The 25416-nt window shown below is 69.6% G+C and carries 18 protein-coding genes, 2 tRNA genes and 1 pseudogene; 8 read left to right on the top strand and 13 right to left on the bottom strand.

What is annotated here, in order from left to right:
- Positions 1–107 precede the first annotated feature (107 nt).
- Together ACQCSX_RS09275 and ACQCSX_RS09270 are read left to right on the top strand one after the other, a co-directional pair.
- Positions 108–3089, top strand: a complete 2982-nt coding sequence (locus ACQCSX_RS09275) for a UPF0182 family protein (RefSeq protein WP_427019017.1) — start codon at positions 108–110, stop codon at positions 3087–3089.
- 221 nt (positions 3090–3310) lie between these two features.
- Positions 3311–3384 (top strand) — tRNA-Met (locus ACQCSX_RS09270).
- Between the two features lie 140 nt (positions 3385–3524).
- Here ACQCSX_RS09270 and hutU read toward each other — a convergent pair.
- Positions 3525–5201, bottom strand: a complete 1677-nt coding sequence (gene hutU / locus ACQCSX_RS09265) for a urocanate hydratase (protein WP_427018696.1) — start codon at positions 5199–5201, stop codon at positions 3525–3527.
- A gap of 311 nt (positions 5202–5512) precedes the next feature.
- Between hutU and ACQCSX_RS09260 the strand changes: the two genes are divergently transcribed.
- The gene (locus ACQCSX_RS09260) at positions 5513–6973 is read left to right on the top strand and encodes a purine-cytosine permease family protein (RefSeq protein WP_427018695.1); all 1461 of its coding nucleotides are present in this window, start codon (positions 5513–5515) and stop codon (positions 6971–6973) included.
- Between the two features lie 79 nt (positions 6974–7052).
- Here the strand turns inward: ACQCSX_RS09260 and ACQCSX_RS09255 are convergent, their stop codons facing one another.
- The gene (locus ACQCSX_RS09255; RefSeq protein WP_427018694.1) at positions 7053–7889 is read right to left on the bottom strand and encodes an IclR family transcriptional regulator; all 837 of its coding nucleotides are present in this window, start codon (positions 7887–7889) and stop codon (positions 7053–7055) included.
- A 126-nt stretch (positions 7890–8015) separates the two neighbouring features.
- Here ACQCSX_RS09255 and ACQCSX_RS09250 point away from each other — a divergent pair.
- Positions 8016–8092 (top strand) — tRNA-Met (locus tag ACQCSX_RS09250).
- Between the two features lie 100 nt (positions 8093–8192).
- Here the strand turns inward: ACQCSX_RS09250 and ACQCSX_RS09245 are convergent.
- The 5 genes from ACQCSX_RS09245 to ACQCSX_RS09225 all read right to left on the bottom strand — a co-directional run bounded on the left by ACQCSX_RS09245 (position 8193) and on the right by ACQCSX_RS09225 (position 12517).
- On the bottom strand, positions 8193–9278 hold the full coding sequence (locus ACQCSX_RS09245; protein ID WP_427018693.1) for a sulfate/molybdate ABC transporter ATP-binding protein: 1086 nt from the start codon (positions 9276–9278) through the stop codon (positions 8193–8195).
- On the bottom strand, positions 9275–10138 hold the full coding sequence (locus ACQCSX_RS09240; protein ID WP_427018692.1) for an ABC transporter permease: 864 nt from the start codon (positions 10136–10138) through the stop codon (positions 9275–9277). Before ACQCSX_RS09240 ends, ACQCSX_RS09245 begins: the two co-directional genes overlap by 4 nt.
- Positions 10116–10928 (bottom strand): molybdate ABC transporter substrate-binding protein, encoded by an 813-nt coding sequence (gene modA / locus ACQCSX_RS09235; RefSeq protein WP_427018691.1) that lies wholly within the window; start codon positions 10926–10928, stop codon positions 10116–10118. Before modA ends, ACQCSX_RS09240 begins: the two co-directional genes overlap by 23 nt.
- A complete protein-coding gene (locus ACQCSX_RS09230) occupies positions 10925–11335 on the bottom strand; it encodes a TOBE domain-containing protein (protein WP_427018690.1) in 411 nt (136 codons plus the stop codon). Before ACQCSX_RS09230 ends, modA begins: the two co-directional genes overlap by 4 nt.
- A gap of 69 nt (positions 11336–11404) precedes the next feature.
- Positions 11405–12517: a PQQ-dependent sugar dehydrogenase gene (locus ACQCSX_RS09225; RefSeq protein ID WP_427018689.1), complete on the bottom strand. Its 1113-nt coding sequence runs from the start codon at positions 12515–12517 to the stop codon at positions 11405–11407.
- A 146-nt stretch (positions 12518–12663) separates the two neighbouring features.
- On the opposite strand from ACQCSX_RS09225, the gene abc-f reads away from it, so the two are divergent.
- The gene (abc-f, locus tag ACQCSX_RS09220) at positions 12664–14301 is read left to right on the top strand and encodes a ribosomal protection-like ABC-F family protein (protein WP_427018688.1); all 1638 of its coding nucleotides are present in this window, start codon (positions 12664–12666) and stop codon (positions 14299–14301) included.
- Between the two features lie 439 nt (positions 14302–14740).
- Here the strand turns inward: abc-f and ACQCSX_RS09215 are convergent.
- The 3 genes and pseudogenes from ACQCSX_RS09215 to ACQCSX_RS09205 all read right to left on the bottom strand — a co-directional run.
- A pseudogene (locus ACQCSX_RS09215) lies at positions 14741–15787 on the bottom strand (IS4 family transposase); the annotation flags it as partial.
- Between the two features lie 190 nt (positions 15788–15977).
- Entirely contained in the window at positions 15978–16757 is a 780-nt protein-coding gene (locus ACQCSX_RS09210; protein WP_427018687.1) for a PspA/IM30 family protein, read from the bottom strand.
- A 218-nt stretch (positions 16758–16975) separates the two neighbouring features.
- Positions 16976–19003 (bottom strand): TPM domain-containing protein, encoded by a 2028-nt coding sequence (locus tag ACQCSX_RS09205; RefSeq protein WP_427018686.1) that lies wholly within the window; start codon positions 19001–19003, stop codon positions 16976–16978.
- Positions 19004–19232: 229 nt separating this feature from the next.
- Here ACQCSX_RS09205 and ACQCSX_RS09200 point away from each other — a divergent pair, with 229 nt between their 5' ends.
- The 3 genes from ACQCSX_RS09200 to ACQCSX_RS09190 all read left to right on the top strand — a co-directional run bounded on the left by ACQCSX_RS09200 (position 19233) and on the right by ACQCSX_RS09190 (position 23070).
- A complete protein-coding gene (locus ACQCSX_RS09200) occupies positions 19233–21035 on the top strand; it encodes a trypsin-like peptidase domain-containing protein (protein WP_427018685.1) in 1803 nt (600 codons plus the stop codon).
- 212 nt (positions 21036–21247) lie between these two features.
- Positions 21248–22066, top strand: a complete 819-nt coding sequence (locus ACQCSX_RS09195; RefSeq protein ID WP_427018684.1) for an electron transfer flavoprotein subunit beta/FixA family protein — start codon at positions 21248–21250, stop codon at positions 22064–22066.
- A gap of 17 nt (positions 22067–22083) precedes the next feature.
- On the top strand, positions 22084–23070 hold the full coding sequence (locus tag ACQCSX_RS09190) for an electron transfer flavoprotein subunit alpha/FixB family protein (protein ID WP_427018683.1): 987 nt from the start codon (positions 22084–22086) through the stop codon (positions 23068–23070).
- A 126-nt stretch (positions 23071–23196) separates the two neighbouring features.
- On the opposite strand, the gene ACQCSX_RS09185 is transcribed toward ACQCSX_RS09190, so the two are convergent.
- The 3 genes from ACQCSX_RS09185 to ACQCSX_RS09175 all read right to left on the bottom strand — a co-directional run bounded on the left by ACQCSX_RS09185 (position 23197) and on the right by ACQCSX_RS09175 (position 25379).
- Positions 23197–23952 carry a MerR family transcriptional regulator gene (locus ACQCSX_RS09185; protein WP_427018682.1) on the bottom strand — a complete coding sequence of 252 codons (756 nt, stop codon included), beginning with the start codon at positions 23950–23952 and terminating at the stop codon, positions 23197–23199.
- A gap of 114 nt (positions 23953–24066) precedes the next feature.
- On the bottom strand, positions 24067–24867 hold the full coding sequence (locus ACQCSX_RS09180) for a class I SAM-dependent methyltransferase (protein ID WP_427018681.1): 801 nt from the start codon (positions 24865–24867) through the stop codon (positions 24067–24069).
- Positions 24868–24911: 44 nt separating this feature from the next.
- The gene (locus ACQCSX_RS09175; protein WP_427018680.1) at positions 24912–25379 is read right to left on the bottom strand and encodes a tRNA (cytidine(34)-2'-O)-methyltransferase; all 468 of its coding nucleotides are present in this window, start codon (positions 25377–25379) and stop codon (positions 24912–24914) included.
- Positions 25380–25416 lie beyond the last annotated feature (37 nt).

Here is a 25416-nt window from a genome sequence, read left to right as displayed (position 1 = left end):
TGGCACCTAGTAGGACCTGTTTGCGCAAGCCCCGACCATCACACCCAGCACCCACCTTCGAGTTGAGGATCTAAGTGACTTCCCGTCCAGAGCCGCCGCAAAGACCAATGCCCCTCCGACGACGCCGTGGAGCCTTGCTGCCCACGGTCATCGTGGTGGCGGTGCTGGTCATCGGCTTCCTGTTTTTTGCCAATGTCTACACCGATGTCCTCTGGTACAGCCAGCTGGGCTTCCTGGACGTCTTCTGGCGGGAAAACGTGGCCAAAGGCCTGACGTTCTTTGTCGGCTTCCTGGCCATGGCGGCGGCCGTCTACGTCTCCCTGCGCGTGGCCTACCGGGCCCGCCCGGTCTATGCCCCGGACAACGAGATGGCGGACAACCTCAACCGCTACCAGGCCCAGCTCGAGCCGGTCCGCCGCCTGGTCATGGTCGGCGTGCCGGTGGTCTTCGGCCTCTTTGCCGGCACCGCCGCCGCGGCCCAGTGGCAAAAGGTGCTGCTGTTCTTCTTCCAGGAGCCGTTCGGCCAGCAGGACCCGCAGTTCCACCTGGACATCAGCTTCTACACCAACACGCTGCCCTTCCTGGGCTTCGTCGCCGGCCTGCTGATCAGCGCCGTCATCGTCTCCTTCATTGCCGCGGTCCTGACCCACTACCTCTACGGCGCCATCCGCATCAACGAGCGCGGCATCTACACCAGCCGCCCGGCACAGATCCATCTGGGCGTGCTCGCGGGGGTCTTCCTGCTGCTGCTGGCCGCCAATTTCTGGCTGGACCGCTATGCCACCCTGCAGGACAGTACCGGCTACCGGGCCGGTGCCATGTTCACCGACGCCAATGCCGTGATCCCCACCAAGGCGATCCTGGCCGTCGCGGCCGGCATTGTGGCGGTGCTGTTCGTGCTCGCGGCCATCACCAGACGCTGGCGGCTGCCGATCATCGGCACGGCCATGCTGGTGATCACCTCCATCCTGGCCGGCGGCATCTACCCCTGGGCCGTCCAGCAGTTCCAGGTGGGGCCGTCCGAGGCCACGCTGGAATCCCCGTTCATCCAGCGCAACATCGACATGACGCGCAACGCCTACGGGCTCTCCGACATTGATGTCATCCCGTACAGCGCGACGACGACGGCGACCGCCGGCGCCCTGCGCAAGGACGCCGACACGGCGGCCAACATCCGCCTGCTGGACCCGAACCTGATCTCCTCCACGTTCGCGCAGCTGGAACAGTACCGCCCGTACTACCGGTTCCCGGCCACGCTGAATGTGGACAGGTACACCATTGACGGCAAGGTCAAGGACACGGTGATTGCCGTCCGCGAGCTCAACCCGGCGGGCATCAACCCGGGCCAGCAGACCTGGTACAACAAGCACCTGGTCTACACGCACGGCTACGGCGTGGTGGCGGCCTACGGCAACACGGCCACCGCCGACGGCAAGCCCGTCTTCATGCAGTCCGGCGTGCCGTCCAACGGCGTGCTCGGCACCGACAGCAGCTACCAGCCGCGCATCTACTTCGGCCAGTACACCTCGGACTACTCCATCGTCGGCGCCCCCGAGGGTGCCAACCATGTCGAGCTTGACCGCCCGCAGGGTTCGGCCGGCGACGCCGGGGATTCCCAGACGACCTTCACCGGCAACGGCGGGCCCAGCGTGGGCAACTGGTTCAACCGGCTGCTCTACGCGGTCAAGTTCCAGTCCTCGGACCTGTTGCTGACCAACGGCGTCAACGACAAGTCGCAGATCCTCTACGACCGGACGCCCGAGGAGCGCATCGCCAAGGTGGCGCCCTACCTGACCATCGACGGCAACCCGTACCCCGCCGTCGTCGACGGCCGGGTGAAGTGGATTGTGGACGGCTACACCACCAGCTCCAGCTACCCGTACTCGCAGCCGCAGCAGCTGGACTCTGCCACCACGGATTCGCTGACGCAGAAGTCGGGCACCGGTGCCCTGCCGCAAAGCTCGGTGAACTACATCCGCAACTCGGTCAAGGCCACCGTGGACGCCTACGACGGCTCCGTGACCCTGTACGCGTGGGACGACACCGACCCCATCCTGAAGACCTGGTCCAAGGTGTTCCCGGGAACCATCAAGTCCTACAAGGACATGAGCGCGGACGTCATGAGCCACGTGCGCTACCCGGAGGACCTCTTCAAGGTCCAGCGCGAGCTGCTGGGCCGCTACCACGTGACCAACGCCGCCGACTTCTACCAGAACAAGGACGCCTGGAGCGTGCCGGACGATCCCACCTCCTCCACGACGGGCGTGAAGCAGCCCCCGTACTATCTCTCGCTGCAGATGCCCGGGCAGGACAAAACGGCGTTCTCGTTGACGTCCTCGTTCATTCCGCAGTCGGTGGTCGGCACCGAGTCGCGCAACGTGATGTACGGCTTCCTGGCCGCCGACGCCGACGCGGGCAACACCAAGGGCGTGAAGGATCCCGGCTACGGGAAGCTGCGCCTGCTCAAGCTGCCGCCGGAGACCCAGGTGCCGGGCCCGGGCCAGGTGCAGAACACCTTCATCTCCGACCCCACGGTGTCGCAGCAGCTGAACGTGCTCAAGCTTGGCCAGTCCAGCGTGATCAACGGCAACCTGCTCACCCTCCCGGTGGGCGGCGGCCTGCTGTACGTGCAGCCCGTCTACGTGAAGTCCACCGGCGCCACCTCGTACCCCACGCTGCAGCGCGTGCTGGTGGCCTTCGGTGACAAGATTGGCTACGCGGCGACGCTGAACGAGGCGTTGGACCAGCTCTTCGGCGGCAACTCCGGAGCCCAGGCCGGCGACGCCGGCAAGGACGCCACCACGCCGCCCGGTTCCGCCGGCAGCAGCAGCGGTTCCGGTTCCGGCACGGGCGGTGCCACGGATCCGGGCGCCCAGGCGGCGCTGGTGCAGGCGCTCAAGGACGCCAACCAGGCCATCAAGGATGGGCAGGACGCACTGGCCAAGGGCGACTTCGCCGCCTACGGCGCGGCACAGGCCAAGCTCAAGACGGCCATCGACGCAGCCCTGGCCGCCGAGGCCAAGCTGGGCGCCCTGCCGTCGGCAACCGCGACGGCGACGCCGTCGCCGTCGGCCACCCCCGCGCCGTAGCACCCCGTCCAACTGAGGCGCAGCAAGTGCACTTAAACCCCGGTTTTCGGGGCCCACGGCCGCGAGGGACCCGGGGCGAGCTTGCGAGCCCTGGGAGCGGCTGGGGAGCACTTGCTGCGCCCCAGTTGCTCCCGCAACTCGCAGGCTCGTTGCGGGGAGACGGAGCTCACAGCCCGGCGATTTGGCCCTCAGGTGAACGCCGGGTAAAGTAGAGAACACGCCGCGGGGTGGAGCAGTTCGGTAGCTCGCTGGGCTCATAACCCAGAGGTCACAGGTTCAAATCCTGTCCCCGCAACGATGAAAAAGGTCCCGGCCAGTGGAAACACTGGCCGGGACCTTTTGCTTTAAGCACCTCCCGACGGGAAGGAGTCCAACTGGGGCGCAGCAACTGCCGGAAATCCGGGGATTTCGGACAGTTACTGCGCCCCAGTTGGACTATTCGGCCATCGGGATGCGGACGCCGCGCTCGTTGGCGACGTCGATGGCGCGCTGGTAGCCGGCGTCGACGTGGCGGATGACGCCCATGCCCGGGTCGTTGGTCAGCAGCGCTTCCAGCTTGGCCGCGGCGAGCTCGGTGCCGTCGGCCACGGAGACCTGGCCGGCGTGGATGGAGCGGCCGATGCCGACCCCGCCGCCGTGGTGGATGGACACCCAAGTCGCGCCGGAGCTGGCGGCCGTGAGTGCGTTCAGCAGCGGCCAGTCGGCGATGGCGTCGGAGCCGTCCTTCATGGCCTCGGTCTCCCGGTATGGGGACGCGACCGAGCCGGAGTCCAGATGGTCGCGGCCGATCACGATCGGTGCGGAGACCTTGCCCTCGGCCACCAGGCGGTTGAAGAGCAGTCCGGCCTTGGCGCGGTCCCCATAGCCCAACCAGCAGATGCGGGCCGGCAGTCCCTCGAACTCAACGTGCTTCTGGGCCGCGTCGAGCCAGCGGTGCAGGTGCTCGTTTTCCGGGAAGAGCTCCTTGAGCGCCTCATCGGTGACGCGGATGTCCTCCGGGTCGCCGGACAGGGCCACCCAGCGGAACGGGCCCAGGCCCTCGCAGAACAGCGGGCGGATGTAGGCCGGGACAAAGCCGGGGAATTCGAAGGCGCGGCCGTAGCCGCCCTTGCGGGCCTCGTCGCGGATGGAGTTGCCGTAGTCGAAGACCTCGGAGCCCGCATCCTGGAATTCCACCATGGCCTGTACGTGGCGGGCCATGGAATTCTGCGCCTTCTTGGTGAACCCGTCGGGATCGGCCTCGGCTTCGGCCGTCCACTGGTCGATGGTGTACTCGGTGGGCAGGTAGCTGAGGGGATCGTGGGCGCTGGTCTGGTCGGTGACGATGTCCACGGTGAACTCGCCGGCCAGCTGGCGGCGGAGCAGCTCCGGGAAGAGCTCGGCGGCATTGCCGACGATGCCCACGGACAGGGCCCGCTTTTCCGCCTTGGCGGCGAGCACCTTGGCGAGGGCCGCGTCCAGGTCGGTTTCGACGTCGTCGAGGTAGCGCTTGCCCATCCGGCGGCGCAGGCGCTCCTCGGAGACGTCCACGATGAGGCAGGCACCGCCGTTGAGCGTCACGGCCAGGGGCTGGGCGCCGCCCATGCCGCCGCAGCCGCCGGTCAGGGTTAGGGTGCCGGCCAGGGTGCCGCCAAAGCGCTTCGTGCCGATGGCGGCAAAGGTCTCGTAGGTGCCCTGCAGGATGCCCTGGGTGCCGATGTAGATCCAGGAGCCGGCCGTCATCTGGCCGTACATCATCAGGCCCTCGGCCTCGAGCTTGCGGAACTCGGGCCACGTGGCCCAGTCGCCCACCAGGTTGGAGTTGGCGATCAGCACGCGCGGTGCCCACTTGTTGGTGCGGAACACGCCCACCGGCTTGCCGGACTGGACCAGGAGGGTCTCGTCGTCCTCCAGGTCCGCCAGGGTGCGCACGATTGCGTCGTAGGCCTCCCAGGAGCGGGCGGCGCGGCCGGTGCCGCCGTAGACGACCAGGTCTTCGGGGCGCTCGGCGACCTCGGGGTCCAGGTTGTTCATCAGCATCCGCAGCGGGGCCTCGGTCTGCCATGACTTGGCCGTGAGGGTGGTGCCGCGGGCGGCGCGGATGGTGCGGGAGGGGTCGTGCATGGTTGCCATGGAGGTGTCCTTAGTGTGTGTGCCGCGGCCCGGCCGCACCGGTGGGGTGCGGGCGGGCTTTCTGGTTACAACTAAACCCGGAACCGGAACGGCCGGAAAGGGATTCCCGCTGCTGCCTGTCTGTGGTCCCAGACATGCGGGCACCTTGCGGCGTGCCGGTGGCCCGATGGGCGGCCGGAGCTGCGTTTCGGCGCCAGTGTCTGCCATGGCAGACGATATCCCGGAGCTGGGACATCGGATGTGGCCTGGATCATGGTCAGATTGTTTAACGATTTGGGGCCCACGATCTAAATTCCACTGGAGGAATGTTCATGCAATCACCGCCAACACCGCAGACGGGTGGCTCGCGCCTGGAGCGCCGTTCCATCGACTTTGTCCCGCATGCGGAGCGCCACGGCAAGCCCTTTGGCCAGTTCACGCTGTGGTTCGGCGCCAATATGCAGATCACCGCGATTGTCGATGGTGCGCTTGCCGTGGTCTTTGGCGCCGACGCCTTTTGGGCCATCATCGGCCTGCTCCTCGGCAACCTCCTGGGCGGCGCCGTCATGGCCCTGCACGCTGCGCAGGGCCCCAAGATTGGCCTGCCGCAGATGATCTCCAGCCGGGCGCAGTTCGGCATTCTGGGTGCCGTGATCCCGCTGGTGCTGGTGATCATCATGTACCTGGGCTTCGCCGCCACCGGGACGGTGCTGGCGGGGCAGGCGGTGAGCCAGATCCTGCACACCGGGACCGGTGCCATCGGCATGGTCGTCTTCGGTGCGATCACCATCCTTGTGGCCACCCTGGGCTACAAGTACATCCATCTGCTGGGCCGGATCGCCACCATTGTCGGCATCCTGGGCTTCACCTACCTGGCCATCCGGCTCTTCGCCCTCCACGACGTGGGCGCGGTGCTGGGCACCGGCGGCTTCGAATTTCCCACCTTCCTGCTGGCCATTTCGCTGGGTGCCGGCTGGCAGCTGACCTTCGGCCCGTATGTTGCCGACTACTCGCGCTACCTGCCCGCCAACACCCCCGCCAAGAAGACGTTCTTCGCTTCCTTCCTGGGCACCGTGATTGGCTCCCAGTGGTCCATGACCATGGGAGCCATCTTTGCCGCCTTGGCCCTGCCCAAGGGGGAGGGCTTCCTTGATGGCCAGGTGGCGTTCATGGGCAAGCTCAGTGGTGGTGGCGCCATCGCAGTGGCCATCTACTTCGTCATTGTGGTCGGCAAACTGACAGTCAATACGCTCAATGCCTACGGCGGCTACATGACAGTGCTGACCTCTGTCTCGGCCTTCACCCGCCGCACCCGCATCGCGCCGTGGACCCGCTTCGCGTATGTGGTGGCCTTCATCGGAATTTCCGTGCTCATAGCCGTCCTGGCCTCGCCGGACTTCATCTCGAACTTCAAGAACTTTGTGCTGCTCCTGCTCATGGTCTTCATTCCGTGGAGCTCCATCAATCTGGTGGACTACTACCTGATCTCCAAGGAAAAGGTGGACATCCCCGCGCTCTACGACCTCAATGGCCGCTACGGACGCTGGAACGTGCCCTCGCTTGCCACCTACGCCATCGGCATCGCCATCCAGATCCCCTTCCTGGCGCAGTCCCTCTACACGGGGCCCCTGACAAAGCTGATGGGCGGGGCGGACGTGTCATGGCTGGTTGGCCTGGTGGCCACCGCTGCAATCTATTACCCGGTGGCCAAGAAGTTCCAGAATCCGCCGGCCGACATGATCTACCCGGCGGATGTTTCGGAACCCCTGGCTGAACCGGCAACCCGGTCTTAGCCGGCGGCGCCCCAGGGCCGTGGCGCCACGGACGACGGCGGCTCCCGGGCCTGGGTGCCGCCGTCGGGTTCCCGGGCCGCTAGCCGCTGGGCCGCAGCCGGCGCGATATTTCGCGCGCACATTTGGCGACGTCCGGCACCCAGTCCTGGGCCACATCCTCAATGTGGACGGTGCGTTCGGGCACCGTGCCAGCGGTGCGCGCGGCGGCCGCGGGGGAGGGCGTTGGCCGGTTGGCAACGGTCAGCGTGACGCTGGCCACCGGATATCCGGTGCGGTCCAGCACGGGGACGGCCACTGAGGAATATCCATCCGTGACCTCGTCCTCTTCCCAGGAGTAGCCCGCGGCACGGACGCGCTCCAACAGCTCCATCAGGGCCGGCAGCGAATGGACGCCGGTTTCATTGCGGGTGGTGAAGGCCTCCGGCCCCGGGTAGAGTGCGGCGACCTGTGCGGAGTCCATCGAGGCGAGCATGGCCCGGCCGCTGGCCGTCAGGTGGGCCGGCAGCCGGACGCCGGCATCCGTCACCAGCGGCCTTTGCCGCGGTGCACGCTCCTCAATCACGTAGATCACCTCGCGCCCGTGCATCACGGCCAGGTGCGCGGTCCGCTTGGTGCGCGCCACCAGTTTGGCCAATGGGTACCGCGCGATGCGCTGCAGCGGGGCCTGGCGCGAATAGCCGGTGCCCAGCTCGTGCGCCGTCACGCCCAGCGCGTACTTGCGCTCCTCCGGCAGATGGACAACGAACCCGTCGTCGATGAGGGCGGCCAGCAGGTGGTACGTGGTTGACCGCGGCAGCCCCACATCGCGGGCGATGGCCGACGCTCCGGTGGGGCCGGCCTGGGAGGCCACGTACCGCAGCACCGCCAGGACGTTGGCGGCTGCGGGAACCTGGGGGCGGATGTCGGCGGCATTCATAGCACCAGAATACGCATGTCCGTCTGCGATGACAGACGAACCGGTGCGCGGATTTGGCCTCGGCCCCGCCCGCCCCGGCCCTCGAATAGGTTCTGTGGCCGATGGCATGTACTGTTAGAGACGCAACGCGGGGTGGAGCAGTTCGGTAGCTCGCTGGGCTCATAACCCAGAGGTCACAGGTTCAAATCCTGTCCCCGCAACCACAGGCATTGCGCCGCAGAGAGGCCCCGACCGGGACACTGGTCGGGGCCTCTCTGGTTTAACGCCCCGGCTGCCGCACTTGCCGCACTGCCGCGCCGTGGCCTACGCCGGGTAGATGTCCACTTCGGCCGCCTTGACCACAAAATGGACCGAGGTCCCCGGCGCCAGGCCCATCTCCGCTGCGGAGAGTGGTGTGATGTCCGCGGCCAGCGCGCCGGCCCGGACGCGGACCTGGTCCCCGTGCGGTTCGAGCTCGGTGACGGTGCCGGCAAAGACGTTGCGCGGGCTGCCGTGCGGCGGCGCCAGATAGACGGAGACGGACGACGGCGAAAACACCGCCACGCCGCGGCCCCCGGCCCCGCTTCCGGCCGGTCCGGCAGCTGCCCCAGCGCCCGCCGGCTCCCCGGCGTACTCCACCCGTCCGGCCACCGGTTGGCCCCCGTCGGCCACCAGCCCGCCCGGTGCCAGCGTCCCGGCCAGCAGGTTCAGCCCGGCCAGCCCGGCGGCGAAGCGGCTGCGCGGGCGCGTGAGCACCTCCCGGGTGGGGCCGGCCTCGGCCACCTTGCCGCTGTCGAGCACCACCACTTGTTGGGAGAGCATCAGGGCATCCAGCACCGAATGCGTGACGATGATGGCCCGGCGCCCGGCCAGCACGCGCGTGAGCAGCCGGCGTAGCAGCGCCGCCACATGGATGTCCAGGGCCGACAAAGGCTCGTCCAGCAGCAGCAGCTCCGGATTGGCGGCCAGCGCGCGGGCGATGGCAACCCGCTGGGCCTGGCCGCCGGAGAGTTCGGCGGGCCTGCGCGCGGCCAGCCCGGCCGCCTCCACCTCCTCCAGCCAGTGCTGTGCCGTGGCCCGGGCCTGGGCACGGGAACCGCCAGCGCTCAGCGGACCGAAGGCCACATTGTCCAGCACGCTCAGGTGCGGAAAGAGCAGCGGTTCCTGGGCCAGCAGCACCGTGCCGCGCCGGTGCGGGGCCAGCCAGGTGCCGGCCTCGGTGTCGAAGAGCACGGTGGAGCCCAGCCGGGCGCTGCCGGCATCGGGGCGCAGCAGCCCCGCGGCGGCGGCCAGCAGCGTCGACTTCCCCGCGCCGTTGGGGCCCAGCACGGCCAGGGTCTCGCCGTCGGCCAGCTCCAGTGCGATGTCCAGCCCGCGGGCGGCCACGGTGGCTGCCATGTGAAAACTCACGGCAGGACCTCCGCGGCCCCGGTGGCTGGCTGCTTCGCTGTCCGGGGTCCGCGGTAGGCGGCAGCCACCACCACGATGGCCACGGCCACCAGCAGCAGGGACAGGGCGACGGCGGCGTCGGGGTCGGTCTCGCGCTGCAGGTAGATTTCCAGGGGCAGCGTGCGCGTGACACCCTGCAGGCTGCCGGCAAATGTAAGGGTGGCGCCGAACTCGCCCAGGCTGCGGGCGAAGGCCAGCACGGCCCCGGAGGCCAGCCCGGGCAGCACCAGGGGCAGCGTGACCCGGCGCAGGACGGTGGACGGCCGGGCGCCGAGGGTCGCGGCCACGGCCTCGTAGCGGCTGCCCGCGGTGCGCAGGGTGCCCTCCAGGCTCAGGACCAGGAACGGCAGCGCCACGAACGTCTGCGCCATGACCACCGCCGTCGTCGAAAAGGCGATCTGGATCCCGGCCACGGAGAGCGCGTGGCCAAGCAGGCCCTGCCGGCCGAAGGTGTACAGCAGCGCGATGCCGCCCACCACCGGCGGCAGCACCAGGGGAAGCAGCACGAGGGCGCGCAGCAGCCGCTGGCCCGGAAAGCTGGTGCGCGCCAGCACCAGGGCCAGCGGCACGCCCAGCAAGACGCACAGCAGCGTGCTGGCCCCGGAGGTGCGCAGGCTCAGGCCCAGGGCCGCCAGCGAGGATTCCGAGGTGACCAGGGCGCCGAACTGCCCCCAGTCCACGCGGGCTGCCATCGCCGCCAGCGGCAGCAGGATGAAGGCCACACCCAGCGCGGCGGGGGCAACGATCCAGCGGGGAACGGCGGAATACGCGCTCCCCGGAGTGCGGACTGTGGTGGGGCTACGGCGCCCCAAAACCGGCATCACTGAGCGTCTTCTGGCCGGTGGCACCGGTGACCAGAGCGGTGAACGCCGCTGCCAGATCCTTGTGCTGGCTCGCCGCCACAGTGCCCATCGGGTACGTCGTCACGGCCTGCTCCGCGGCGTCGAAGGGGATGCCCTTGACCTTCCCCGCGGCGCCCTGGACATCGGTGACGTACACCAGGCCGGCGTCGGCCTCGCCGGAGGAGACCTTGCCCAGCACATCCGTCACGGAGGATTCCTCGCTGACCGGGGCCAGGGTCACCCCGGCGGCCTTCTCGGCCGTCACCGCCGCGGCGCCGCAGGGCACCTGGGCCGCGCAGACCACCACCTTGACGCCGGGCTTGGCCAGATCGGCCAGCGTGGCGATGTTGGCCGGGTTGGCCGGCGGAACCGCAATGGTGAGGCGGTTGATGGCAAAGTTCACGGGCGTGCCGTCGATGAGCGAGGCATCGGTCAGCTTGGCCATGTTCTTCGTGTCGGCGGAGGCGAACACGTCCGCCGGGGCGCCTTGGGAAATCTGGGCCACCAGGTCCGATGAGCCGGCAAAGCTTAGCTGGACCTTGGCCCCCGGGTGCTGCTGCTCGAAGTCCTTGGCCATCGCGGTGAAGGTGGACTTCAGCGAGGCGGCGGCAAAGACCGTCAGGGTGCCGCTGAGCGTGTCGGCGCTTGCCCCAGTCGTGCCGGTGCCCGCGGTGGGGGAGGACGACGGCGTGCTGCCGGCGCCGCAGCCGGCCAGGGCGCCGGCGGCCAGCACGGCGGCTGCGATGAGAGATGCTGTTGTCTTGATCATGCTTGGCTCCCCAGGGGTCCGGTTTCAACAATGACGGTGGTGGCCTTGACCACGGCGGTGGCGACGGAGCCCAATTCCAGCCCGAGCTCGCGGACGGCCTCGCTGCTCATCAGCGACACCACCCGGAACGGCCCGCACTGCAGCTCCACCTGGGCCATGACGGTGTCGGTGACAATGCCCGTCACCAGCCCCGTGAACCTGTTGCGGGCGGAGCTGCGCGACCCGGCGGGATCATCCGGCGACGCGGCCTGTTTCCGGGCCAGATTGGCCAGGTCCAGACCCTCGACGGCCAGCCGGCCGGAGGCGTCCTTGGTCCCGGGCAGGGTGCCATTGTCGATCCAGCGGCGGATGGTGTCGTCGCTGACGCCCAGCAGGTGGGCTGCTTCGGAAACGCGGATACGTGCCATAGGCCACAATCTACCCGCAGAAGCAGTATATTTGCACCAATGTGTCCGAATATGCGGCCTCGTGGCGGGTCAGGGCGCGGGCGGCGGCACCGAGACGATCCTGTCATCGCCCTGGCGCGGGGAACCCCGGCCGTCGGTGTTGTTGGTCAGGAGCCACAGGGTTCCGTCCGCCGCCAGCCGGACATCCCGCAGCCGGCCGTAGGTGCCCACGAAGGCGTCCCGGCGGGCGGGCGTGCCGCCGTCGCCGGGCAGGGACACCACCCACAGCCGGGCCCCGCGCAGCGACGCCATGTACAGGGTGCTCCCGGCGATGGCGATGCCGCTGGGGCTGGCCTCGCCGGTGTGCCAGGCCAGCACCGGATCGGTGAAGCCGGGCCCGCCGCCCATGCCCTCCACCTGCGGCCAGCCGTAGTTGTGCCCGGGGACGATCAGGTTCAGCTCGTCCCAGGTGTCCTGGCCGAACTCCGAGGCCCAGAGCCGCCCCTGCCCGTCCCAGGCCAGCCCCTGCGGATTGCGGTGGCCCAGCGAGTAGACGGGGCTGCCGGGGAACGGATTGTCCGCCGGGATCCCGCCGTCGGGTGTGAGCCGGAGGATCTTGCCGTTGAGGGAGCGCGGATCCTGCGCCGACGCGCGGTTCCCGGCATCGCCCGCCGTGGCATAGAGGCAGCCGTCCGGGCCAAAGGCGATCCTGCCGCCGTTGTGGTTGCCGGCCTTGGCGATCCCGGTGAAAACCGTCTGCTGGCTGCCCAGCGCTTGGCTTCCGGCGGCGCCCGTGACGGGCAGACGCACGATCCTGTTGTCGCCGGCGGCCGTCAGATAGGCATAGAGGGTGGCGCAGCCGGTTTCGGTGGCCTGCGGGCCGGGGCCGCAGCCGGGGCGCACCGCCAGACCGAGCAGGCCGCCCTCGCCGCCGGGCACGACGCCGTCGAGCGTTCCGGCCACCCGGGTGGCGCCGCCGAGCAGCAGTTCCAGCACCCTGGCCGTGCCGCGCTCGCTGACGAGCACCGACCCGTCGGGCAGTGCCGCCATGGACCAGGGCACCGCGAGCCCCGTGGCGACGTCCGACGCCGCCACCGGGGCGGGCTGTGGTCCGTCGGTTGGTGGGGCGCAGGCAGCCAGAAAGCAGGCGACGGCGGCCGCGGCGGCCACCAAAGCGTTGGCGCGGGTGCGCAGGCCTCCCATGCTCCAGAGCCTATGCCCGCCCGGCTGCCCCGTCCACGGCTCCGGCCGGGCCGCGCCGGGGCCCGGCCCGCCCGCCACCAGCCCTGGCCCGTCCCGCCCATCCTTCCCGGTTCGGGCGGGGGAGGGGCGGAAACTAAACTGGAACCATGACTGCAACGCTCGTGGCCAAGGACCTCTCCGGCGGCCACGCCCACCGAACCCTCTTTTCCAACCTGAACTTCACCGTGGCCCCCGGCGATGTGGTGGGCGTCGTGGGCGCCAACGGGGCCGGCAAATCCACCCTGCTGCGCCTGCTGGCCGGCGCTGACACGCCGCTGGCCGGCACCGTGAGCACGGCCCCGGCGGATGCCTTTGTCGGCTGGCTGCCGCAGGAGCACGAGCGGATCGAGGGCGAGACCCTGGGCGGCTACCTGGCCCGGCGCACCGGCTGCACCGCGGCCACGGACGCCATGGAGTCAGCGGCCGAGGAGCTGGCCAGCGGCACCACCGAGGCCGCCGACACCTACGGCACCGCGCTGGACCACTGGCTGGTCTCCGGTGCCGCGGACCTGGACGAACGCATCCCCGCCACCCTGGCCGAGCTGGGCCTGGAGCTGGGCGTGGAGGCGCTGATGACGGGGATGTCCGGCGGGCAGGTGGCCCGCGCTGCCCTGGCCGCGCTGCTGCTGAGCCGCTTCGACATCGTCCTGCTGGACGAGCCCACCAACGACCTTGACCTGGCCGGCCTGGAGCGGCTGGAGCAGTTTGTCCGCGGGCTGCGCGGCGGCGTCGTGCTGGTCTCGCACGACCGCGAGTTCCTGGCCCGCTGCGTAACCACCGTCGTCGAGCTGGACCTGGCCCAGAACAAGGTGGCCGTGTACGACGGCGGCTATGACGCCTACCTGGCCGAACGCGCCGTCGCACGCCGGCATGTCCGCGAGGCCTACGAGGAGTTTGCCGACAAGAAGGCGGACCTGGTCTCCCGCGCCCGCACGCAGCGCGAGTGGAGCTCGCAGGGTGTGCGCAACGCGATGAAGAAGAACCCGGACAACGACAAGATCCGCCGCAAGGCCAGCAACGAGTCCTCCGAGAAGCAGGCGCAGAAGGTGCGCCAGATGGAATCCCGCATCGCCCGGCTGGACGAGGTGGAGGAGCCGCGCAAGGAGTGGGCGCTGCAGTTCAGCATCGGTGCCGCCCCGCGCTCCAGCTCCGTCGTCGCGACGCTCAACGCCGCCACGGCCCGCCGCGGGGACTTCACCCTGGGCCCGGTGTCCCTGCAGGTCAACGCGGGCGAGCGGATCGGCATCACCGGCCCCAACGGCGCCGGCAAGACCACGCTGCTGCGCCTGCTGCTGGGCCATGACGCGCCCGACAATGGTGTGGCCGCGCTGGGCTCCAGCGTCGCCATCGGCGAGATCGACCAGGCCCGCGGGCAGCTGGCGGAGGACAAGCCGCTGGGGGACGCGTTCGAGGACTGCGTGCCGGAGATGGCAAGCGGGGAGGTGCGCACCCTGCTGGCCAAGTTCGGCCTGAAGGCGGACCAGGCCACCAGCACCGTCGGCGCCCTCTCACCGGGGGAGCGGACCCGGGCCGGGCTGGCGTTGCTGCAGGCCCGGGGGGTGAACCTGCTGGTGCTGGACGAGCCCACCAACCACCTGGACCTGCCGGCCATCGAGCAGCTGGAGGAGGCGCTGGAAAGCTACGACGGCGCCCTGCTGCTGGTCACGCACGACCGCCGGCTGCTGGAGAACGTGCGCCTGGATGCCCGCTGGCGCGTGGAGGCCGGCACCGTCTCCGTTCTGTAACCCTTTAACGCACGTTGAGGTGTGAGTTGGTGCCCTATAGAACCTCTCTAGAGGCAATGCCGGGGAGTTAAGGGCCTGCGGCCTGGGTCAAGGACCGGCTGCGGCGTGTCGTTCCCTCGTCCAGGGGGTCGTGCCCGCTGGCGGTGATGGTGAGCCGGGTGATCCGCAAGTTGGTGCGGGGTTTGCCCGGTGGCTGCTTGTTCCAGCGTGATAGCGGGGATTTCACGCGCCGGGCGCAGACGCGCGGCCGTCGGGGCGGGTTCAGGTTGGCCAGGACTGCGCGGCCGATGTCGCCGGCCAAGTCCTCGTTGCCGGCGGTGACGTTCTCGGCGCCGATGACCAGGTTCTGGGCGGTTGTCACCGCGAGCTGGTAGCTGGCCCGGTCCGGATCGGTGCCTGGCACCGTGGTGATGGCGTCGGTGATCGCGATGCGCAATGTCTGGTAAACGGCGAGCAGTGCCCACATTTCCTGTTCCAGGCCGGTCGGGTCGCCGGAGCGCAGCACCTGGCCCTGGAGCAGGGTGTGCCGCAGGGCGAGGTAGGCGATTTCGTGTTCCCACCGCTCGTGGTAGAGCCCGATGAGCGCCCCGGCCGGGTACTCCCGGCAGTCGGTCAGCGTGGTGGCCAGCCGGTAGTCCTCGCCGTACGTGGTGCCGTCGTGGCAGGTGACGCCCACGTGTGCGGTAATGATCCGTACCTTCAGGCCGCCGAGGCACGAGAGCACCGAGCCGTCGGGCAGCCGCCCGGTCACGGGCAGCCGGCGGCCGGCTTTGATCCGGACCAGGAACCCGGCGCCGGTACCGGCGACGTCGGCCAGGAACGCGGCGGCGTCGAAGCCGCGGTCGGCCAGGACGAGCATGCTCCCGTCCAGGTGGTGCAACAGCCGCCGGGCCCAGGTGATTTCGCCATCGGCGGGCGTGCCGAACACGGCACCGATCAGTGCGCGGGTGCCGGTTTCGACCAGTGTCATCAGCTGGATGGCCGGGTAGCCGGTTTGGCCCTGCGCGGCGTTGAGCCTGCCCAGCCAGCCGCGGTTGCGTTCGGTGTCGGGGACCTTGATCGACCGGCAGCCATCGAACGTGACGGTGCGGTACCGGCCAAAGCGCACCCCGGGCGTGGACGGCTGTCCGAGCGGGCCGGCCAGGATGTCGAAGAGCGCCCGCAGCGGGGCCGGACCCAGGCGGCGGCGCACGTCCCGCAGTGCTTTGCCCGACGGGCGGGGCGCCTGTCCCCGCAGCGCCGCGGTCAGGTTCGCCCACACGCCCTGGTAGCCGCAGCGGGGGAACAGGCCCAGAGCGAGCACGAAATAGATCCCGACCCTTGAGGGCAGCGTCCGCAGCCGCCGTTCCCGGGTGCGGGTCCGGGCCAGCACCGCATCGGCCAGCTCGAACGGCACGATGCGGGTCAGCTCGCCCAGGTGTCCGGGGGCGAACACCCCCGCCGCGACCGTGATCGTGCGGGTAATGGTCGTAACAGCGGAACGGATGGCAGAATGGGAGCGCAACGGAGGTCCTTACAGACGGCTTTCTTGGTCGATTTCCGTCTTACCGGACCTCCGTTCGCCTGCCGGTCAACAACACGCCGACGCAGAAGATTGACCCACGACCCCGAACCTTAACTCCCCGGCATTGTCTCTAGAGGGCACCAACTCACGCCTCAACCTGCGTGCGGCGGCTTTAGAGCTTGTCGAAGTCCGCCTCGTTGACCGGGGCGTCAGCGGCCGTGATGGCTGCCGGGGCGGGAGCGCTGCCTGCCTTCAGTGCGGCCAGGCGGGCCTCCACCTCGGTCTGCTCGCCCAGGTCCTCCAGGCTGTTGAACTGGGCGTCCAGGCTTGAGGCGGCGAGCTCGTTCAGGCCGCGCACCTTGGCCTCTTCGCGGCGGATCTTGTCCTCGAAGCGGCTGACCTCGCTGGTGGGGTCCAGGATGTCGATGCTCTTGATGGCATCGTGCACCTGGGTCTGGGCCTCGGCGGTCTTGGCCCGGGCGATGAGCTCATTGCGCTTGCTCGAGAGCTCGCTGAGCTTGTACTTCATCTGGGTCAGGCCGTCTTTGAGCTTCTCGACGACGTCGGTCTGGGAAGCGATGTTCGGCGCGGAGGCCTTGGCCTCGTTCTCCGAGGTGATCTGGCGCTGCAGGGCCACCTTGGCCAGGTTGTCGAACTTGGTGGCATCCACGGTGTCCCCGGCGGAACGGAATTCGTCCGCCCGGCGGCTGGCGGCGAGGGCCTTGTTGCCCCAGTCGGCGGCCGTCTTGACGTCCTGGTTGTAGTCGTCCTCGAGCATGCGCAGATTCCCGATGGTCTGTGCGACGGCGGACTCGGCCTCGGCAATGTTGTTGGTGTAGTCGCGGACCATCTGGTCCAGCATCTTTTGCGGGTCCTCGGCCTGGTCCAGCAACGCGTTGATGTTGGCCTTGGCCAACTGCGCAATACGGCCGAAGATGGACTGCTTTGCCATGGTTAGTGCCTTTCGTGGAGGTGCTGCGTGGGTGCCGCCCAGCCGGTGCGCCCGTGCGGGGCGGCACCGCCTGTACTTCTGTGGGTAGCCTGTCAAAAATTGCCCGGCTTGGCTAGCCGCGGGAGGCGTGTCCTGGTGCGAGCCGCCGGGGGGTGGTGGTGGGCCCACGCTCCCGAGGGACCCGCAGCGAGCTTGCGAGCTGGGGGAGGGAGTGGGGACTAGAAGTTGCCGGAGTCCCCGCCAAATCCGCCGCCGTCGAACCCGCCTCCGCCGCCGCCTCCACCGGAGTCCCAGCCGCCGAAGCCGCCGCCGCCCCAGTTGCCGCCACCGCCGTGGCCGCCGCCGGAGAGCATGCCGCCCAGGATGCCGCCGAGGATGGCGCCGCCGAAGCCGCCGCCCAGGCCGCCGCCGCCGCGCCCGCCGTACCCGCCGCCGCCGAAACCGCCGCCCCCGCCGAAGCCGGAGACATCGTTCCGGGCGTACTGGGCCGCCTGCTGGGCCAGCGAATTGGCCTGCTGGGCGTAGGCCAGGGCGGAGGCCGGGTCCGAGGAGGCGATGGCGAGGGCATAGTCCAGGTTCCGCTGGGCCTCGGCAATGCGCGTGCGCGCTTCGGAGCCGACGCCGCCGCGGCGGGCGGCGATGAAGTCGTTGGTGGCGGAGATCTGGGCCTGCGCAGTGGCCAGGGCCTGCTGCAGCGAGGCCTGGGCCCGGGCGCGCTGCTGCTGGGCATCGCGGATGCCGCCGAGCATCTCATCCAGGGCGCTGTGGGCGCGTTCCACCTGGGCCAGCGTGGCCGCGGGGTCCAGCTTGCCGCTGGCGATGGCCGCGTTGGCCTGGTCCAGGACGGCCTGTGCAGCGGTCACCGTGGGACCGTACTGTGCGTTGCCGGCGGTGGCCGCCAGCGCCTTGGCCTGGGCCAGATCGCCGGTGGTGTCCGCCACGGCGGCGCGCAGGTTGGTGTTGGCCGCGTCCAGATCGTGGGCCACCTTGGCGATGGCATCCAGCAGCAGGTTGGCCTGGTAGAGGCTTTCCTCCGCGGCGCGCACGGCGACGGCGGCCGAGGCGGTGTCCTGGCCGGCCAGCTTGGCCTGCGCCTGGTCCGAGGCCGTGTGGACAAACTCCAGCCGCTGCTGGGCTTGGGCGATGTTGTCGGCAATCGGGGCCAGCGCCGAGTCCGCGTAGTGGCTCGCCAGCGCAGTGAGGGTGGACTGCGCGCTGGTGATCTTGGCACCGGCTTCGACGGCGCCGGCGGCCACGGCGGCGAGGGCCTGCGGGGCGGTCTTTTCCAGCTCGCGCAGGGAATCGAAGTTCCCCTTCTGCTCGGCCAGGGCCGCGTTGGCCGCCTCCGAACGGCGGATGATTTCGCCGTACCAGGCGCGCTGCTCCTCGATGGTGTCCGGGACGGTGTCGTCGAGCTGCTGCTGCAGCTTGAAGGATTCGTTCAGGTGCCCCTTGGCATCGGCCAGCGCCTGCTGGAACGGTTTGACGGCGTCGTCCCCGTAGGAGGCCTGGGCAAAGCCGATCTCCTGCTCGGAGGACTTGATGGCGTCGTCGGCGGCGATCAACAGCGATCCGGCACGGGTGCGCAGCTCCGGAATGCTCACCCCGGCCAGTGGGTCCAGCTTCTCGCCGGAGGGGCCGTAGCCCGCCGCGGTGTCGGCCAGGGCCTTCTTCTTGCGCCGGTTGCGCAGCACCACCACCGTGCCCACACCGCCGGCGACGACGGCGCCGCCGATGCCCAGCGCGACCAGTCCGCTGGAGGTGTCCGGGACGGTGCCGCTGCCGCCGCCGGCGGCATCGCCGATGGCCGCCGCGCCGTTAATGGCTGCCTGCGCCCAATTGTCCTGGCCCAGCTGGGGCTTGATGGCGTTTTGGCTGATGCTGTTGCCCTGGGCGGGCGTCAGGGCGCTTCCGCCCTGGAAGCTGTACTGGCGGTCCTTGGTGGCCACGGCCAGCAGTGCCTCGGTCCGCCCCATGTTCTTGGACGCGACCACCGCCTTGGCCCAGTCATCCCGGTTCATGCCATCGAAGGAGTCGACGTAGACCACAAAGAAGGTCCAGCCGTGGTCCTTGCTGAGCTTGGCAATGGCGTCCTTCACGTCCTGGGCCTTCGAGCCCAGGGCGTTGGCGTGGTCCACCACGTAGGTGCCGCCGGGAATGGTGACCGGCGGTTCCGCGTTGGCCGCCGCCGCGGGCAGGAGCGCCAGTGCGGCGATGGCGGCAATGGACGCAAGACGTGTGAACAATTTCAAACCGGACCGCATGGGGAACCCTCCGCCGTAGTCATCGCGTGCTTTGAGTCTAGGGCGGGGCCGGGAGAGCGTCCATCCGGGGGCCTCAGCCTCCAGCGAAACGCGGGAGGGGCCGATCCGCTCACAGGAACCTTCCAGCGAACGCTCGCCAAGGCTCCAGAAAATGGAGTCATGATTGAGGTAACAACAAAGCCAGTGCGGATTGAACGAGGAAGGCAGAGCGATGACGGACAACAACACCCCGGGAACATTCCCGGCTGCAGAGGGCCAGAACGGCGAGGATGCCACCGGCACCACCCCGGCGCAGAACACCGCCGCCGATCAGGCACTGACTCCGCAGAGCCCCGCAACCAATCCCACCCTCGAACTGCATGAACTGTGGAACCAGCGCCATGCCTCCGGGGCGGCTGCCGAGACCGCCGCCGTGCCGCTGCCTGACGCCGCCGCACCCGCCGTGCCGCTGCCTGACGCCGCCGCACCCACCGCGGCCCTGCCGGCCGCTACCGCACCGGCCACAGCCGCCGAGGCGCCGTCCGCCGCCGCAGAACCGGACTTCGCACCCGTCGAGCCCACGGCACCGGCGGCCGGCGCCCCCGTGCCGCCGTCGTCGTACCCGACGGCACCCATTCCCGCACCCCAGCCGCGCTACGGCCAGTACGCCCAGAGCTCCCACAGTGCCGGGCACGGCGCGCACTACGGCGCACCCCAGCAGCCGGCCACCCAGCAATACCCGGGCCAGCAGCCGGGCCCGCACCCCATGTACCAGGGCCAGCACCCCGCCTACCAGGGTGCCCTGCCCCCGGCGGTCAAGACCCCCGGCAAGCGCAGGTTCGGCACGGGTGTCCTGGTGGCCAGCGTCCTGGCCGCGGCCCTCGTCGGCGGCGGCGTCGCCGGCACCACCAGCTACTTTCTGGCCAGCCAGAACACCTCGAGCAGTGCCACCCAGGCGCCCCAAAGCTCGTCGGTGATTGTGAACAACAAGGACAACGTCAACGCCGTCACCGCGGCGGCCCAGAAGGCCTCGCCGAGCGTTGTCACCATTTCCGCCTCGTCCGGGCAGTCCGGCGGCACCGGCTCCGGCATCATCCTTGACACCGAGGGCCACATCCTAACCAACACCCACGTAGTGACCCTTGACGGCCAGGCCGCCAACGCCACCATCGAGGTGCAGACCTCCGACGGCAAGGTGTACAAGGGCACCATCGTGGGCACGGACCCGCTCTCAGACCTGGCCATCATCAAGGTCGATGCCCCCAACCTGGTGCCCGCCGCGCTGGGCGATTCCGGCAAGATCAACGTCGGCGACACCGTCATTGCCATCGGTGCACCGCTGGGCCTGAGCGGCACCGTCACCGACGGCATCGTGTCCACGCTGAACCGGACCATCCAGGTGGCCTCCTCGGCGGTGCCGGGCTCCAGCAGCGATTCCAGCCAGCAGGGCGGCCGTGGCGGCAATGGCTTCAACTTTGCCCCGCCGGACGGCTCGAACAGCACCAACAGCGCCGCCACGGGCACGGTCAACCTGAACGTGATCCAGACCGACGCCGCCATCAACCCGGGCAACTCCGGTGGCGCGCTGGTGAACACCGCGGGCGAGATCATCGGCGTCAACGTGGCCATTGCCTCCGCCGGGTCCTCCTCCTCATCCGCCCAGTCGGGCAACATCGGTGTGGGCTTCTCCATCCCGATCGACACGGCCAAGCGGATTGCCCAGGAGATCATCGCCAACGGCAAGGCCACCCACGGCCAGCTCGGCGTGAGCGTCCAGGCCGCCGCGGCCAACGGCACCTCCAGCTCCTTCTCCAACGGCGCCTCCCTGGCCACCGTCCCGGCCGATTCGCCGGCGGACAAGGCGGGGCTGAAGAAGGGCGACGTCATCGTCCAGCTTGGATCGCGCACCATCACCGACGCCTCCGAACTGACGGCGGCGGTCCGCGAGCAGGCCGGCGGCGCCACCGTCAAGGTCACCTTTGTCCGCGATGGCAAGACGCAGTCCGCGGACGTGACACTGGGGACTGCCAGCTAGCGTTTGCCTGATACAGGAGGGCGGTCCCGGCCGGGACCGCCCTCTCCTGTGCCCCGGCTCCGGGCGTCCGACGGCGGCCGGTGGCTTGGCAGCCGTCGGACGCCGGACGGCCCGCCCTGTAACGGGGCGACAAATGGACTGGGTGCCGCGGGCGGGGAACAACTAAGCTCGTGGGGTATGCGCTCAAGAACCACGCAGGACGAAGGGCAACAGTGGAAAACACAGCACTGAACATCGCGGTACTGGTCAAATATGTGCCGGACGCACAGTTTGACCGGCACCTCACGGGAGCCGGCAACACCTTGGAACGGTCGGAGTCGATCCTCTCCGAGCTGGACGAGTACGCGATCGAGGCTGCCCTGGCGCTGTCCGAGGCCCGCGGCGGAGAGGCCGCGGGCAACAAGGTCACAGCCATCACCATGGGCCCGGCATCCGCCGTCGCCGCGGTGAAGAAGGCCCTGCAGATCGGCGCCACCGAGGGCGTGCACCTCAGCGATGAGGCCCTCGCCGGCTCCGACGCCGCCGCCACCTCGCTGGCCCTGGCCGCCGTCGTCCGCCGCCTGGGCGCGGTGGACCTGGTGCTCACCGGCATGGCCTCCACCGACGGCGAGACCTCCCTGGTGCCGGCCCAGCTGGCCGCCCGCCTGGGTCTGCCGCAGATCACCTTCGCCTCCTCGCTGGAGCTCGATTCCAGCGGCGACGCCCACACCGTGACGGCCCGGCGCGACGGCGACGTCTACGCCGAGGTCATCGAGGCCACCCTGCCCGCCGTTGTTTCCGTGACGGACCAGGCCAACTCGCCGCGCTACCCCAACTTCAAGGGCATCATGGCCGCGAAGAAGAAGACGGTCACCACGCTCTCGCTCGCCGAGATCGGCGTCGACGCCGCCAGCGTGGGCAGCGCGGGTTCCCGGACAGTGGTGCATTCGGCCGAGGTCCGCCCGCACCGCACCGCGGGAACCATCATTACGGACAACGGCGACGCCGGCATCCAACTGGTGGACTTCCTGGCCGCCCAGAAGCTCCTCTAAGCGACGAAGGACTGAGAATGAGTGCAGTTGTAGTTTTCATTGACCAGACCGACGTCTCCGGAGGCGCCGGGGACGCTGATGCGCTCTCCAAGAGCAACCAGGAGCTGCTGACCCTGGCCCGGCTGGCCGGGGAGCCCGTGGCCGCCGTGGCAGGTGAGGTCAGCGATGGCCTGGCCGCCGCACTGGGCGAGGCCGGCGTGGCGCGCGTGTTCGCCTCCAACCAGGAGGAACTGACGTCCTATCTGGTGGCGCCGAAGGCAGACTTCCTGGCCCAGGTGGCCACCGCCGCCGGCGCCTCCACCGTGCTGGTGGGCAACAACTCCGAGGGCAAGGAGATTGCCGCGCGCGTGGGCATCGCCCTGGACGCCGGTGTCATTTCCGACGCCGTGGGGCTCACCGTTGCCGACGGCGTCCTGAGCGTGCAGAAGTCCGTGCTGGCCGGCGAGTACACCGTGGAGGCCTCCGCCACCACGGCCATCGCCGTCGTCGCCGTCAAGTCCAACAGCGTGCACGCCGAGCCGGCAGCGGCCCCGGCCACGGCCGCCGTCGAGCCCTTCACCGCGGAATTCGGCCCGGCCAGCCTGGGCGCCCGCATCGTGGAGCGCACGCCCAAGCCCGACACCGGACGCCCGGAACTGGGCGATGCCCGCATTGTGGTGGCCGGCGGACGCGGCGTGGACGGCAACTTTGGCCCGGTGGAGGAACTGGCGGACGTGCTCGGCGCGGCCATCGGCGCCTCCCGCGCGGCCACCGATGCCGGCTGGATCGAACACTCCGCGCAGGTGGGCCAGACCGGCAAGACTGTCTCCCCACAGCTGTACATCTCCGTGGGCATCTCCGGCGCCATCCAGCAGAAGGCCGGCATGCAGACATCCAAGGTGATCGTGGCCGTGAACAAGGATGCCGAGTCCCCGGTGTTCGAGATTGCTGACTTCGGCATTGTGGGCGACCTCTTCGAGGTGCTGCCCCAGGCCACGGCCGAGATCAGGCGCCGCCGGGCTTAACGCCCAACTGGGGCGCAGCAACTGCACGGAATCCACGGATTTTCGGGGCCCACGGCCGCGAGGGACCCGGGGCGAGCTTGCGAGCCCTGGGAGCGGCTGGGGACGGTTGCTGCGCCCCAGTTGCGGCTACGCGAGGTTTTCCGCGGCGTAGACCGTCATGGCCTCCAGCATGTAGCCCACCGGCACGCCGGCGCCCTCATAGGTGGCCGCGAAGCGGGGATCGTCCCGGTACATCTCGCCCAGGCCGACGTAGGCTGCCGCGGTGGGCGTCCAGTGGAAGCAGATCCACCGGTAGTGGCGCCCCACGGCGGCCTGGACGGCAGCATCGCCGGCCGGCAGGCCGGCCCCGTGGCAGCGGGCCAGTTCGGCATTGATCGCCGCCGACTCGTCCATCATCGCCTGCTTCTGCTCCGGGGTAAGGGCGTTGTATTTCGCAGTGCTGCGCGACACCGCCTCCTTGCCCCAGCGCGAGATGGCCTCTTCCTCGTACGGGTTCTCGTCGAAGCCCGTGAACAGTTCCTCGGCACTCATCGTTTCTCCTTGGGTCAGGGCGTTGATGGTGGCGTCCACTGTGGCGGCCATGGCTGACATCCGGTCCCGTTCGGCCAGCAGCCAGACGCGGTGGGCGCGCAATGCCGCCACCGGGTCCGCCTGGCCGGCCAGGACTTCGCCGATCTTCTCCAGCCCCAGCCCGAGCTCGCGCAGCAGCAGGATCCGCTGCAGGCGCTCCAGCTCGGCCCGGCCGTAGAAGCGGTAGCCGTTGGCCGCCGTTCCGGCCGGCTCCAGCAGGCCGATCTGGTGGTAGTGCCGCAGGGTCCGCGAGGTCACCTTGGCCAGGCGGGCGACGTCGGCAATGCTCCACCGCTCGTTGCTCCCGGACATCGGAACCCCTTCCATCAACTGTTTCGGCCCCGGTCCTCCGGGCCCGTTTCCCACAGTAGAAGTTGACGCAGCGTCAAGGTCAAGCGCCCGGCGGGGCAGCCGCTGCGGACGTGGCTAGGGCCTTCGGCCGGTGGCCACCAATGCGTCCGAGTTCATCTGCACCTGTGGCCCGACGGAGCGGACAAAGTGCTTGCGGACCCGGGCAATCGCCTCCGGATCGCGCGGCAGCAGGGTGCGCCAGCCGCTGCCCATCACCAGCGTCCAGGCCATCTCGTCGTCCACTGTGAGGGTCTGCGGCCGGGACGCCACCTCGACGTCCACCAGCCCGCGGGCCTCGAGCCACTCCTTCAGCGCCGCGGGGGAGGAGACCTTGTCCATGTTCTGGTTGGGCTCCGGGACCACGCCGGCCAGCCGGGGCCGCTCGGTGATGGCGGCCTCCAGGATCCGCCCGGCGAAGGGTTCCAGGGCGCCCTCCACCCAGGTGCTGGCCACCAGCCGTCCGCCCGGGCGCAGCATGCTCACCAGGTGTTCCACGCCCTCCTCCATCGGGGTCAGGAAGAACATGGAGTACGAGCACAGCACGGCGTCGAAGGTGCGGTGGCCGCGCCAGCGCGTCACATCCGCCTCGGTGAGGGTGGTGTTCAGGATGCCGGCGGCGGCCAGTTTGGCGGCGGCCAGGCGCAGCAGCCCGGTGGAGAGGTCCACGCCGTCGACGCTGCCGGTGGGCCCGACGGCGGCCGCGGCCGGGAGCGTGGCCGCCCCGGTGCCGCAGCAGGCGTCCAGCACCTTCTCACCCGGCCGCAGGTGCGCAGCGGCGGCGACGGCGGCACCCATCGGGTCCCACAGCGCCTCGGACCACGCCTCAAACTGCAGGGCGCCGTCGGTGAAGGCCAGGCCTGGATCGCGTGCGGACATTCTTACCTCCGGGAGAGCATGTGGGGACGGACGAAAGGGGAAACCTAGAGCTGGGCGCCGGCGAAGCCGTGCTGGCGCCACGCCTCGTAGACGGCGATCGAGGCCGCGTTGGCCAGGTTCAGCGAGCGCAGCGACGGGAGCATGGGCAGTCGCACCCGGGAGGTCACATGCGGATCCCGCTTGACGGCGTCGGGCAGTCCCACCGATTCGGGGCCGAAGAGCAGCACGTCGCCCTTCTGGTAGGCGATGTCCGTGTAGGACGCCTCGCCGTCGGAGGTGAACGCAAAGACCCGCTCGGGAGCCAGGGCCTCCCACGCCGCCTCAAGATTGGGGTGGACGTGCAGGACGGCCAGATCGTGGTAATCTAGGCCGGCGCGGCGCAGCTTGGAATCCTCCAGCTGGAAGCCCAGCGGCTCCACCAGGTGGAGTTCGGCGCCGGTGATGGCGGCCAGCCGGATGGCATTGCCGGTATTGCCGGGGATCTCGGGCGTGTAGAAAAGTATGCGGAACACCCAACCATCTTAGGCACGCGGCGTCCGCCCGCCCGAC

The sequence above is a fragment of the Pseudarthrobacter sp. P1 genome, from assembly GCF_050156935.1.
In the GTDB taxonomy this organism is placed as follows: Bacteria; Actinomycetota; Actinomycetes; order Actinomycetales; family Micrococcaceae; genus Specibacter.
This window is presented reverse-complemented; position numbering and strand designations above follow the sequence as displayed.